Source organism: Raineya sp. (genome assembly GCF_053497555.1).
Genome location: NZ_JBRCWE010000099.1, coordinates 1 through 13,919 on the forward strand (window position 1 = coordinate 1; position 13,919 = coordinate 13,919).

At 38.6% G+C, this 13,919-nt stretch carries 9 protein-coding genes; 8 read left to right on the forward strand and 1 reads right to left on the reverse strand.

The features are described 5' to 3' along the window. Positions 1 to 675: magnesium transporter (locus tag ACWITO_RS12730; protein ID WP_448530378.1), on the forward strand; the 675-nt coding region annotated here is incomplete at its 5' end. Here the strand turns inward: ACWITO_RS12730 and ACWITO_RS12735 are convergent. Then, positions 672 to 1,586 carry a GNAT family N-acetyltransferase gene (locus tag ACWITO_RS12735; protein ID WP_448530379.1) on the reverse strand — a complete coding sequence of 305 codons (915 nt, stop codon included), beginning with the start codon at positions 1,584 to 1,586 and terminating at the stop codon, positions 672 to 674. The two genes, ACWITO_RS12730 and ACWITO_RS12735, sit on opposite strands and share 4 nt — an antisense overlap. A 125-nt stretch (positions 1,587 to 1,711) precedes the next feature. Between ACWITO_RS12735 and ACWITO_RS12740 the strand changes: the two genes are divergently transcribed. The 7 genes from ACWITO_RS12740 (at position 1,712) to ACWITO_RS12770 (ending at position 13,780) form a co-directional block, all read left to right on the forward strand. Further along, positions 1,712 to 4,429 (forward strand): FG-GAP-like repeat-containing protein, encoded by a 2,718-nt coding sequence (locus tag ACWITO_RS12740; RefSeq protein ID WP_448530380.1) that lies wholly within the window; start codon positions 1,712 to 1,714, stop codon positions 4,427 to 4,429. A gap of 155 nt (positions 4,430 to 4,584) precedes the next feature. Further along, complete coding sequence (locus ACWITO_RS12745; RefSeq protein ID WP_448530381.1) at positions 4,585 to 5,829, forward strand: Stp1/IreP family PP2C-type Ser/Thr phosphatase; 1,245 nt, start codon at positions 4,585 to 4,587, stop codon at positions 5,827 to 5,829. After that, positions 5,826 to 7,097, forward strand: coding sequence for a protein kinase domain-containing protein (locus ACWITO_RS12750; protein WP_448530382.1), 1,272 nt, complete (start codon positions 5,826 to 5,828; stop codon positions 7,095 to 7,097). Before ACWITO_RS12745 ends, ACWITO_RS12750 begins: the two co-directional genes overlap by 4 nt. Continuing rightward, complete coding sequence (locus tag ACWITO_RS12755) at positions 7,094 to 8,617, forward strand: protein kinase domain-containing protein (RefSeq protein WP_448530383.1); 1,524 nt, start codon at positions 7,094 to 7,096, stop codon at positions 8,615 to 8,617. The genes ACWITO_RS12750 and ACWITO_RS12755 overlap by 4 nt, the downstream gene beginning before the upstream one ends. 3 nt (positions 8,618 to 8,620) lie before the next feature. Then, the gene (locus tag ACWITO_RS12760) at positions 8,621 to 9,463 is read left to right on the forward strand and encodes a C40 family peptidase (RefSeq protein ID WP_448530384.1); all 843 of its coding nucleotides are present in this window, start codon (positions 8,621 to 8,623) and stop codon (positions 9,461 to 9,463) included. A gap of 88 nt (positions 9,464 to 9,551) precedes the next feature. Next, complete coding sequence (locus ACWITO_RS12765) at positions 9,552 to 13,079, forward strand: hypothetical protein (protein ID WP_448530385.1); 3,528 nt, start codon at positions 9,552 to 9,554, stop codon at positions 13,077 to 13,079. A 65-nt stretch (positions 13,080 to 13,144) separates the two neighbouring features. Next, positions 13,145 to 13,780: a hypothetical protein gene (locus ACWITO_RS12770; protein WP_448530386.1), complete on the forward strand. Its 636-nt coding sequence runs from the start codon at positions 13,145 to 13,147 to the stop codon at positions 13,778 to 13,780. Positions 13,781 to 13,919: the final 139 nt, after the last annotated feature.

Here is a 13,919-nt window from a genome sequence, read left to right on the forward strand (position 1 = left end):
GATTTGGAGGCTATTCCTGTGGTGAATGTGCAGGGAAAACTTTTGGGGCGTATCACTATTGATGATATAGTTGATGTAATTCAGGAAAAAGCTGATGCCGAAAGGCAAGCAATGTCGGGGCTTTCGGGCGATACTGAAGAAGATGATACCATTTGGCAATCTGTAAAGGCTCGCTTGCCTTGGCTGGTTATTGGTATGGCAGGAGGAATGCTTGCCGCCTCGGTTACGGATATGCTTGGGCAGCCTGTTATACTGCTGGTTTCGGTACTTGCGAATTTTACCACGCTTATTGCAGGTACAGGCGGCAATGTGGGTATACAGTCTTCCTCTGTAATATTACAAAGTTTGGCTCATAAATCTGTTTTTGAGTTAAGCACTTTTCAAAGGCTTTTTAAGGTGCTTCTCATAGCTCTTTTGAATGGAGCAATTCTTGGAACTTTGGTACTTTTGTTTTGTTTAGTATTTGGTTATGATATAAAAGTGGCGATAGTGGTTTCATTGGCATTATTTTCTGTGATACTATTAGCCTCTTTTACAGGCACGCTTACGCCACTCGTACTGAATCGTTTAGGCTTCAATCCAGCCTTAGCCGCAGGACCTTTCATCACTACGGCTAATGACCTGATTGGCTTGGCAGTATATTTTAGTGTAGCAAGGCTCCTCTATCAAATCTAACCTTGTATCCATTTTTGTCCTACCCATACTTCGGTAAAGGCTCCTGTGTTGTGTTCGCCTGCTATAGCTTTGGCAAAAAAGAGCATCTTTTCATTATCAGCACTGAACATAAATATAGCATCATCACCTACATCTGCTTTGTACATTCTTTCAATAGAATCTACGAGCAGGTTGAAAGTTGCAGGAGTTTCGCGGTAGGCTTTATCAATAAAGTAGCTTGTAAATTGGACGGTTCGTGGAGCAACCTTATGCACAATAAGCCAACCCACCACTTTATTTTCCTGATTTTTGAGAGCCAAACTGCCTAATGGTTCAAGAATTTGAGGTAACTGAAAAGGAGAAATCTCATCATTGTACCAGTTTTCATTTCGCTGTTTGTTTCTGATGTAGTCGTAATCTTCTTGTGAAAGTTCTACCCAGGGTACAACACTAAATATATCGGGGTATTCTTGCAATTTGAACCAAGGCAAATCACAAACCTGTTTGTAAGCCAATTTTACAAGCACGGTTCTTTTTTCAGGCTTATTCCAAGCGAGCTTTTGCAGAAGCGTAGGCATCCACTTGAAACTTTCCCAGTTATTTTGGAATATAATATTGATATAATTGATTTGATTGTTGAGAGCTATTTTTTCCGCTACTCTTAGAAGTTGGGAGGCTATACCTTTTCTGCGATGTTCTTCTTTTACCCAAAGACTTAGCACTTTCATTAGGTTGTGCTGTTGGGTGTATAAAAGTTCCAGCACCGCCGAACCTACTTTTTCGCCATTATAGGTGGCTTCTATTACGAAAAAAGGTTCTTTCAAGTTTCGGACTTTGCTTTTTTGTCTGAAACTTGGAAAAGTGTAGGGTTCAAATTTCTGAATAACTTCTTGGGTACTTAGGTTCCGATGCACATTGTAATTGTAGCTCATAATGAAAGGATTTGTGGAAGTTTTTTTCAAAAAAACAAAAAAAAATTTGGCAAATCAAAAAAAATGTAATAATTTACACCTCAATTTTAAGAAACCTTAATTTAACCATAAAACGGCGAAAAATTATGAAGCATTTTTTATCACAAAAATACAAAAACGCTGTTTGCAAGTACAAAAAGTTTAGGGCACGTTTTGAAAAAAGTTTGCAGGAAGGTGTTTCTGCTCACAAAAAGCAAAGCCTCTATCAGCGTTTGAAAAAGCTCTATCAGCAAATTGTACGTTTGGAAACTCAGCTCAAATGGGCTGTTTCGGCGGGTGCTTTATCTCTGGCTCTTACAGCCTTACCCAACCCCGATGCTTTGGCACAAGGGCAAGGAAAATTCAAATATTTTGAAAGAAAAATTAAACTTGAGCCTAAAACAGGCTATGTAGCCCAATCGGCTCCTACTTATCCTACTTTTGCTGATTTGGATAATGACGGAGATAAAGATTTGATTATCGGTCAATATACTGGTGGGGCTTTATTTTATCAACGCAATGACACTACTGGTTTAGTTTATACACTTATCCCTAATGATGATGACCGTAGCCCTTTTAAGGATGCTGCCGCTGATATGCAGGGATACTCCTATTTCAATCCTTCTTTTGCAGATATGGATGGAGATGGCGACTTAGATATGATTGTGGGATATAATTACTATAAGTATGATTACGTAACTTTGTTCAAAAATGTAGATGGGAAATTTGTTCCTTTTACAGGGGCTGCCAATCCTTTTGCATTCGTAATTATGGGTGATGGAACTGGTATTGATGGTGGAGCGAGAGGCGAAATGTTTGATGCTGATGAAGATGGTGATTTAGATTTATTTGTTTCAGGTAGTGATGAGGCACTTGGAGATAAATATGGTATCAATGTTAAATATTACGAAAACTACGAAAGCGGTACAGGCGTATTTCAAGAGGTAACGGGTACTGGTAACCCGCTGGATCAGGTTAATATAACGCCAGGTCCTCTTTTCTATTACACAGGTTATGGTAGTCTTACCTTTGCCGATGGTGACAATGACGGAGATTTAGATGCTTACATCACCGAAAAGTACGGAGCAGTTTACGAATATAAAAATAACGGAAGTAATACTTTTGGACCACAGACACTGCATCCTACCTTGACTATACCAGGTATTCCTTATTATCCGTTTGCTATCGGTGCCGCTTTTGAAGACTTTGATGATGATGGAGATTTAGATGTTATCTATGGGGATAAGTATTACCAAACGCTCCCCTATAAGAAAAATAATGGCACGGGTGTTTTCTCTCTTGTTACCTACGATGTAAATGATCCTACTAATGTGGATTTTGATATAGAGCAAGAGTTGTTTCCTGCTGCATATTATACATCTAGCACTGCAACTGCAGACTTAGATGGAGACGGGGATTTAGATGCTGTAACTTTTGGAATATATGGAGATACATATCTGTTTAGAAATTTAGGTAGCACCGAAAATCCCAATTTTGAATTAGTAACAACATCTAATCCTTTTACACCATTAAATGGTTTAACATACGGACCTACGATTGACTTGGTTGATTTTGATAATGATGGTGATGCTGACCTTGTTGTAAAAGAGTTTAATGTTGCTACTCCCCGTTACTTTAGGAACAACAACAACGCGTCTTTTACTGAACTTACCGGGGCAAGTAATCCTTTATCAACTATTTCTATCAACCCTTCCCCCAATCTTGCTAAAATACAACTTATTGACTATGACAACGATGGAGATTTTGACTTAATAGCGGGCGATGATACCTCTATTAGAGTTTTTAGGAACGATGGAAGTAACTTTTCAGAGCTAACAGGTACTAATAATCCTTTTAACTCAATTAACACGGCTTTAGCCGTTACTACTCCCGCAATTAAGCGAATATCTCCCACACTCGTAGATATTGATAATGATGGGGATCTTGATTTGCTATTAGGGACTCTTAATAACTTAGATGACCCTTCAACTACTGCCAACCCCGATTTTAATAGGACATCTATCTATTACTATAAAAATAACGGAGGTGTTTATGAAGCGAATGTAGCAGATAATCCTTTTAATGGTATTGCGGTAAATAGATGGGCATTGCTGGAGTTTAATGATATAGATGGAGACAATGATTTGGACGCATTTTTAGGAGAACTTAGATTAGAAGCTCGGGTTCGCTATTTTGAGCGTGCAGGTAATAACTTCTGTCCTAAGGTGCAAGAAATTCGCCGTGAGATAAATACTAATGAAGTATATGAGTTTGCCAAAGAAGAGTTTAGAGAAGTGTATAGCGATGAACCCGATACCAAAAATAAGGATTTCCCTAAAATTAAAATCCTTATCCCACCTGCCTATGGTAAGCTAATGATTGGTGGCGAAATAGCTACTTTCGGATTAGAAATTCCTTATGCGGCTCTGGACAATATGACCTACACACCAAACAATGGCTACACAGGTATTGATAACTTCGTTTGGGCGGCTTTTGACCCTATCGGTGAGTGTTATTCTAATGGTGGCAACTTCCGTTTTGGAGTAGGTACTGATGTTACAGCTATCAACGATGACCTTGTAGGCTCCGTAGTGGTATTCCCTAACCCTGCCAAAGATAAATTCAATATCAATTTGGATAAGAATCTATCGGGTAGGGTAGAAGTGAAACTCTACAATACACTTGGCGGCGTTGTACATTCGGCTACTTACCAAAACCCTGCCGAAGTGCGTAGCATAGATGTTTCCAAATTACCTAATGGTTTGTATATCCTACAAATCAACAATGAAGGTAAAAATGGTGTGTTCAAACTCGTGAAAGAATAAAAAATCATTTCCTTTACTACCCCTCTCCTTTTTTGGAGAGGGAGTAGGGGATAAGGTTTGAAATCTCCAAACATTTGGAGATTTTTTTATTTTTTGTGTTTGTCTTTTTCTGCAATTTTTTCCAAATTAGCCGATAGATTTGAATTGGTTGCCTAATGAAAACCTCTACCCAAGAACTCAAAAATTTTGAATTTGGTAATGCCACCGATACAGGAAAGGTGCGTTCCAACAACGAAGATTATTTAGGATATTTTCAAACACCTAATGGTTATTTGTTTGTACTTTGTGATGGTATGGGAGGGCATCAGGCAGGGGAAAAAGCCTCTCAACTTGCCGTAGAAAGCCTAAAAGATTTTTTTAACAAAGAATTTTATACCAGCCCCCAAGAAGCTCTTTGGAAGGCTATTGTAGAAGCCAATCGTGTCATTTTTTCAACTTCGCAAAAATTCAGCGAATATGCAGGAATGGGTACAACCCTGGTAGCAGTGCTTATCCGAGACAATCAAGTTTTTTATGCACACGTAGGCGATAGCCGCTTATATTATTTTGAGCAAGCTACTCAAACTTTGCATCGCATTACCAAAGATCATTCCTTTGTGCAGGAACTGGTAGATAGGGGCGTTATCAAAGATGAAGACGCCGAAAAACACCCTCGTAAAAATGAAATTTTACGTGCCTTGGGTACTCACCAAGAGGTTATCCCCGAAGTGGGGGCTTTGCCTATCTTGCCTGCTGATAACGACTTGCTCTTGCTCTGCTCCGATGGCTTGAATGGTATGATAAGCGACTTTCAAATTACTGAAATTATTACGGATAAAACGCTTAACATTCTGCAACGTACCCAAAAGCTCATAGAAAAAGCCAACGAAGCAGGTGGAACAGATAATATCACCGTCCAACTGATTCGCTTCTATGCCCAACAACGCTCTCAGGCTACTTTGCCGACAGGCACCTACAAGTCGGTGGTGCTTACCCAACTACCTTCGGAAAAAAAAATCTCCTCCAAACATTACATTTTGGGGGCAGTGATAGCTGTGGTAGCCTTGCTTGTAGGAGTTTGGGCTTTTCAGCATAGTGGTTCGGCTGAAAAAAAATCTGCGGATACTTTGCAAGCCAAGCCTACTCCCGATTACTCACAACGTAAATATCCAGCGGAAAGTAAGCAAGAAAACGAAGAAGATAGCAAATCCAAAGACTCTACCGAAAAGAAAAAAGATACAAAGCCGAAAGCTAACCCAACCGAAAAAGACGAGAAAAAGCAAGAGAAAAACGAAAAAACAGATAAAAAAACTACTGAAAGTCCTAAAAAAGATACTAAAACATCAGAAGCTAAGTCCAATACCCAAAAAACTAACCCAAAAAACAATCAGCAAAATAAGCCCAAAACTGAACAAAAATGAAAGGAAGAGTAGTTGGAGATTATGTAATAGATAGTTTAATTGGTAGAGGTGGAATGGGAAGTGTGTACAGGGGTTACCATCAAAATTCAAACAAAGAAGTTGCTATAAAATTGCTTGAACCTATTTTAGCTGATAATAAGCATTTTAGGGAGCGTTTTAGGCAAGAAGCTTTTGTTATGGAAAAATTGAATCATCCTAATATAGTAGCTTTTTATGACTACATTGAACAAGAGGAAGATGTATTTTTGGTAATGGAATATGTAGAGGGAATTACTTTGGATAAAATTATAGAAAAACAAGGAAAAATTTCAGAAGCACGTGCAAAAGAATTATTAGTTCAAATGTCTAATGCTCTTGCTTATGCTCATAGCCAAGGAATTATACATCGTGATATTAAACCCTCTAACTTTATCATCAATTTGGAAACAAATAAGTTAAAAGTTTTGGACTTTGGAATTGCTAAAATGTTAGGAGAAAATGCCCAACAACTTACTAAAACGGGCATCCAAATGGGTTCTATTCTTTTTATGAGCCCTGAACAAGTAAAGGCAGAAAAAGATATTACTCATAGAACAGACATATATTCTATGGGTTTTACTTATTACTTTATGCTTACAGGTACTCACCCTCTACAACACTACTCTTCAGAATATTCTATTTATGAGGCTATTGTTAGTAAAAATGTTATAGATTTTAATAAATTAAAAAACTTTTCAAAAGTTACTAATGAAATTATTCATAGGTGTTTGCAAAAAAATCCTAAAGAAAGGTTTGCTACAACACTTGAAATCATTTCTTTATTGAAGTCTGAAAAAGTAGAAGAAAATGTATCTGAAAAAAGTTTAGACTCAAGTAAAAAAAGAGTATTAAAAAAATGGATATTTTCTATTATGTTCATAACAACTCTACTAATGATAGTTTTTATTTTTTTACACAATTACAATTCAAGAGAACAGAAAAACAACTTCTCTTTACATATCCAAACTGCTATATATCCTAATGGTGGAGTAGATGGCTTCAAATCAGAAGTATTAAAAAATGTAAAATACCCTTCTAATAAAGTTCTAAGATGTAAAACATTAGTAAGTTTTGAAGTAGATGAATATGGTAATTTAAGCGATATTAAAATTATTCGTAGAAACCTTCTTGAATGTGATAAAGTTGTTATTGAAGCTGTTAGTAAAGCTAATAGCAAATGGATCCCTGCAAAAGATAGTATAACTGGAAAAACTATTAAAACAAGAAAGTACTTAAATATTGACTTATGATAACGAAAGGACGCGTAGTTGGTAAATACATTATTGATGATTTGATTGGAGAAGGTGGAATGGGGGCAGTCTATAAGGCTCATCATCAGAGCATAGATAGAAAAGCCGCTGTAAAGGTGCTTTCTCCGCAATTTTCTAAAAATCCCCAATTAAAAGAGCGTTTCAAGAACGAAGCCGCTACAATGGCTCGGCTCAATCATTCAGGCATCGTAACGCTTTACGACTATGTAGAGGAAGGAGAAGAGGCTTTTTTGATAATGGAATTTGCTGATGGTTTGGATTTGGATACCATTGTTAAAAGAAATGGCAAACTCCCCGAGCCGCTTGCTCAAGATTTGCTTCTACAAATGGCAGAGGCTTTGGCGTATGCTCATAGCCAAGGGGTAATTCATAGAGATATAAAGCCTTCCAATTTTATAGTAAATTCTGAAAACAAGGTAAAAGTCTTGGATTTTGGCATAGCCAAAATGTTGGACGAAGATGCCCGCCACCTTACCAAAACGGGTATGCGTATGGGCTCTATTTATTTTATGAGTCCCGAACAGGTGCGTGGTGATAAAGATATTACACATCGTACCGATATTTATTCCTTGGGGCTTACGTATTATGTAATGCTTACAGGCGAATATCCACTCGCTCACCATACTTCCGAATATGCCATATACGACGAAATTGTCAATAAAGATTTTATTGATTTTGGCAAATTGAAAGGTAAAATTTCTGATAGGTCTATTGAGCTTATACAAAAATGCGTAAAACGCAATCCTCAGGAACGTTTTGCAACAGCTCTTGAAATTGTAAAATTTTTGAAAGAAGGCAAAATAGATGCCCCTACCAATAAGCCTTTGAATATTCAGCCTAAAATAGAATCACAAGCCACGCCGCAAGAAAAGCCTGCTATCCAAGCACAAGAAAATCCCAAGCCTTTTCAGCACCCCAGCGTTATACCTGCACCGCCACCCAAAAAGGGAGGAGCTTTGAAATGGATTTTGGGAACTGTGGCTGTTTTATTGCTGGCGTATTTTCTTATTCCGCAGTTTCGCTATTTTGTTGATTACGAAATAGGTGGCTTATTTACCAAGAATTATTCTACCGAAGAAAAAAAGCAAGAGGAAACGATACAAGGAGAGAAAATGTATGTTACTGCAACGAATTTGAATTTACGAGATTACCCACAAACAGGTAGCGTTTTGGCTGTAATTCCTTATGCAAGCGAAGTGTATGTGATAGGCGAAAGCTCAGACCCCGATTGGGTGAAAATTCGTTATGGTGTGCAAGAGGGCTATGTGTATAGACATTACATTGCCGACCACCCTCGCCCTGTCTATAAAGTAGTAGCTTCACAAGCCTATTTTTACCAAGAAGCTAATTTTGATTTGCCAATGAATGCCTATGTAATTGCAGGACAATTTGTGCTTGCCGAAGAGGAACGCAATGGCTTCATTTACACAAATTTTCGTTATGGCGGAAAAGTTACCAGTGGTTGGATACATACAGGCGATTTGGAAAGAGTAAAGTAAAATATGTTTTCTTTCGGTATAGTTCATTTAGATATTGTTCCTGTGCGTGCCGAACCCAGCGATAAGGCAGAGCAGGTTTCGCAACTACGTTTTGGTGAAGTAGTAGAAGTTTTGGCTACCAGCGAAAACCAAAAATGGCTACATATTCAGAATTTTTTGGATAAATATATGGGGTGGGTAGATGTATTGCAGATAAAGCCTATCAGTGAGAATTTTTTTGAGCTTTACAAGCAAAATCTTTCAACTCACGCTGTTGTGAGCAGTATTCACGCCCAAGCCCTTGCACTTGACGAAAAAAAGAACTTTCTGAATACAACTTGGCTAAGCAAAGGAGCGATTTTACCTTTTTATCAAATCCGTAAAGATAAGGCTATCATCAAGCCACGAGATACCTACTTTTTTGAAATAGATAGCACGCTTTTTCGCTTTCGTGGAAAAGTGTATGAGAAACAAGAATATGCAAACCAAGAAGTTATCAGTCGGGCTTTGGCGTACCAAAATGCCCCTTACTTGTGGGGTGGAAAAAGTTTTTGGGGAATAGATTGTTCAGGCTTTGTGCAAGAAGTGTGGAAAACTTTGGGTGTTTTTTTGCCAAGAGATGCCTATCAGCAAGCAGAATTTGGTACAAAAATAGCATTTTCAGACCTAAAAACTGCTGATGTTGCGTTTTTTCAAAGAGAAAACAGAGTTATCCACACAGGGATTGTGTGGGTAAAAAATAAAGTTACCCACATTATACACGCAAGAGGGCGAGTGCGTGTGGATAAATTGGACGAAAAAGGTATTTTGGACGTTGAAACACACACCTACTCTCATTTCAATCACAGCTTTCGCCGAATAATTTAGAATATGAGGCTTCAAGCATAATTTTTGCTATTTTTCTCAAGAATTTGAGAGCATAGCTTCCTGAAACCTCAAAGGTTTCACAATTCTGATGTTTTTACTTTTTCACAAATATTATCTTGCCTCAAAGATTTACCTTTCATTTTTATCCATTAGGAATAATGGTAAAGATGAAAGAGAGTTGTTTTTTCTTTGGGTGCTTTTGTTGGTTTGCTTGCCGTTTTTTTCTTTTGCCCAAGAGCGTTGCAAAAAAGTAGCCCTTACCGATAAAATTACCGATACTCTCACCATTTTGCCCCATAGCTTTCGCTTCCAAACAACTGATAGCTCTTTGAAAATTGTTTTTGATTTTTCTAAAAACGAGGTTTCTTGGCAAAGCAAGCAACGCTACACCCCGCAAGATAGCATTTTGCTCTGTTACGAGGTATTGCCATTTTCTTTGAACAAAAAATTTCAAAAACGTCCTTCCATAGATACGCTATCGTTTTTTATTGTGCCGCTTGTACCTATTGAGCAACAAGGACTTATCAAAGAGCGTGAGGGCATTTTTACAACCGATAGCATACAGAAAACGGGGGCTATTTACAGAGGCATTGCTTTGGGAAATCAGCAAAGTGCCGTAACTAACTCCACACTCAACTTGCAATTAGAGGGCAAACTTAGCCCTGAAATTACTCTTAAAGCCCTCATCACCGACCAGCAAGTCCCTTTTCAGCCCGAAGGTAATACCCAACAAATTCAACAATTAGACCGAGTTTTGGTAGAACTGCAAAGCCCAACCACCACTCTGCAAGCAGGGGATATTGTTATGCAAAATCAACCTTCGGAGTTTTTGCGTTTTTACAAAAACGTGCAAGGTCTGCAATTGGAAAATAACCAAAAATATTCCGATAGCTCACAATCTAAAACCACCTTGGGTATAGCTCTCGCCAAAGGACGCTTCGCTTCTACGGCTATTGTGCCTCTTGAAGGTGTGCAAGGACCATATCGCTTGCGAGGGGCAAATAACGAACGCTTTATCGTAATTATTGCTAATAGCGAACAGGTATTTGTAGATGGACGTTTGCTTCGGCGAGGTTTTGATGCCGACTATATCATTGACTATAACCTGGCAGAAATTACTTTCAACCCCAATATCCTCATTACACAATACACACGCATACGCATAGATTACGAATACACTGAACGCAATTACAGCCGTACCAACCTGAAAGCCTCTCATAGCCACAAGTGGAAAAAAATAGAATTTTTTGGGCAATATTACGCTGAAACCGATAACCCTCGCAATCCTTTGACTATCAGGCTTACAGACGAGCAAAAACTCCAACTATCGCAAATTGGCGATAATTTGCAACAAGCCTTTATCAATACTGCCGACTCGGTAGCCTTCAATGCCAATGCTATTTTGTACGAAAAAAAAGATACCCTCACGGCTTCGGGCTTGTACGAAGGCGTTTTTGTGTATTCTCAAAACCCTCAAAAAGCCCATTGGCAGATCAATTTTACGGAAGTAGGAGCAAACAAAGGCAATTATGTCCTCAAAAATACTCTGCAAAATGGCAGAATTTTTCAGTGGGTAGAACCTATCGGTGGCGTTCCACAGGGGAATTTTGAACCCATTGCCCTTGTGCCTTTGCCCCAAAAAAGACAAATGATAAGCACGGGCGTTCATTTTACCCCTACCGAATACGAAAAAATCTCTGCCGAATTAGCCTTTTCGCAAAGAGATTTGAACCGATTTTCTCGTCTTGATGAGGAAGACAATAACGGCACTGCCTTCAAAATTTCTGCTGAGCAAAAAAATCGCTTTCATTGGGGCAAGTACCAATTGCAAAAAAAACTTTCTTATGAATACAACAGCCCTACGTTTTTACCGATTGACCGCTTCCGACCTATTGAGTTCAACCGCGATTGGAACTTAAATCTGGATACTTTGAGCGTACCCGACCAAAAAACTGAACACATTGCTCATTTAGAATTTAGTCTGCGAAAAGACGCTCAAAATTTTCTTAGCACCAAACATTTTTACCGCAACCGCAAGCAAAGCAACGAGGGTTTTCAGCATTATTTGAGCCTTTCCCAAAAAGTAGGCAGTTTTTTACTCAAAGGAGATTTTTTCAGCCTCAATGCCTTGCAACAAAACCAAAGTAACGCCGCTCAATGGCAGAGAGCTACTTTTGAGCTTGCCCGTCAAGGCAAAAAATGGCAAAAAGGATATGCTTTTAGTTTGGATAAAAACACACTTCGCAAAAGAGCCAATGACTCTATTTTTTTTACGGCTATGCACTTTGAAGAGCATAGAGTTTTCTTGCAAACTGCTGATAGTCTTGCTTCTCGCTTTCGTACCGAATACAGCTACCGCACTGATAACCAACCTGTTGCGGGGAAAATGCAACTTCGTACCATAGCTCAAACTTTTCAGAGTTTTTGGCAAAGTAAGCCTTCTGCCAAACAAAATTTCAAATTGCAGGCAACTTATCGGAATGTGCAGAATTTTATTCTTTCCAACCAAAATGAAGAAAACCTAATGGGACGTTTGGAGTGGCAACGCAGTTTTTGGCAAAAAAACATTCGCTCCGAACTCGTATGGCAGAATGTTTCGGCTCGTGAACTTAGACGAGAGTTCAGTTTTATTCAAGTGCCTACGGGGCAGGGTACGCATACGTGGCGAGATGATAACGGCAACGGCATTGCCGAACTCAATGAGTTTTACTTGGCTCTCAATCCTGATGAAAGACAATATGCTAAAATATTCACCCCTACCGATTCGTACCTCAAAGCCTTTTCCACCGACCTCAACTATCGGCTTAACCTGCAAATGCCAAACACTTGGTTCAATGAAAGAGGTTTCAAAAAAGTGCTTGCCCAATTTTCTTTGGTTGGTAGTGCGATTATTCGTCGAAAAACTACTGAAAGCGACTTTTTGAGGCGTGTTTTCCCTTTTTCACAAATTCAGAACGAAAATCTGCTTTCGGCACAAGAAAATATGCGTGCTGTGCTGTTTTTCAGGCGTGGCAACCCCGATTTGGGAGCAGATTTTAGCTTTACAAGTAACCAACAAAAACAACTGCTCACTAATGGATTTGAAACTCGCTTGCAACAAGAAAAAGGCTTTAACTTTCGTAAAAACTTGGGTAAAAAATGGAATTTGCAGTGGCAAAACAAACATATTGACCTTCGCAACGCTTCCGACTTCCTTTTGAATCGGAATTTTTGGGTAGAAACGTGGAACTTTCAGCCACAAATAGCTTATCAGCCTACGCCAAACTTACGAATTTCGGTAGCTAATTTGCAAAGTTTCAAGAGCAATCTTTTAGGCAATGAAAAAAACCATCAGCAGGAGTGGAGTGGTGAAATTCGTTGGAGCAAACCTGCTTCATTTGTGCTTTCGGCTCAAATTCGCTCGGTAGATATGAATTTTCGGGGCGAGACGCAGTCGCCTGTGGCTTATGAGATGCTTGAGGCTCTGCAAGTAGGTAAAAATTGGGTATGGACGGCTTCGTATCAGCAGAAGCTTGCCAGCGGCTTACAAATCAACATTTTGTATAATGGCAGAAAAATGCCCAATTCGGAGCGTATCGTACATTTTGGGCAAGTACAGGCAGGAGTTTTGTTCTGAAAAATTGCGTATTTGAAAAGATTTGCTTACACTTAAAACTTAAAAATGAAATAAAATCCTTGCTAATGGAAAACATAGTACAAATGCTCACAGAGCAAGAAACTCCTTCGCCGAGTTTTATTCAGAAACTTTTAGAATTTGATGTTTTTTCGTCAGAAGAATTATTGGAAAAAGCTGACGAAGGAACAATGGACCGAAAAGGAGAGATTGAGTTTGTGCATAGTCCGAGCCAAAGGCTGATAATGTATCTTATTCTTGCCAGTAGGCTTTCCAATGGAGAGAGTTTCAGTCATTTTCAAGACAAATTTATTTCGGCTATTGAGTGGGCTTTGGGATATATGAGCGAGAGACTGCTGGAAGTTCTTTTCTGTGCTTATGATTATTCCCCTATCAGAGAGAGTATTTGGGGAAGGGTCAATAGCTCTAAAATTACGTTTTGGGGGAGAACACTTTCTTTAGGAACCATAGTGCATAGCTTGGAAAACGTTTCTTTTTTTCCAAAAAATATGCAGGAAGAGTTAAAACAAGTCGTTGAGCAACTTGAAAAGGACTTGCAGAATACTGACGATAAGGATATATCAGTAGGCGAATTGGAGGAGGTAAAAGAGAAAATAGAGCGTATTCTACAAAAAGAGAATTATCCACTGCCGCCCAAACTTCCTGCCATTGGAACGTTTTTAGCAAAATATACGGGTAGATAGTTTTTTATGCAAAACTTGTTTATCAAAAAAATATGAGATTCAAGTTTATTGTCAACAATAATTAGTCGTCCCTTAAAAAGTCTCCAAGTTATTGTTAATCAAATAGATATAATCAAAAAATAGTGAAAAAATATGGTAC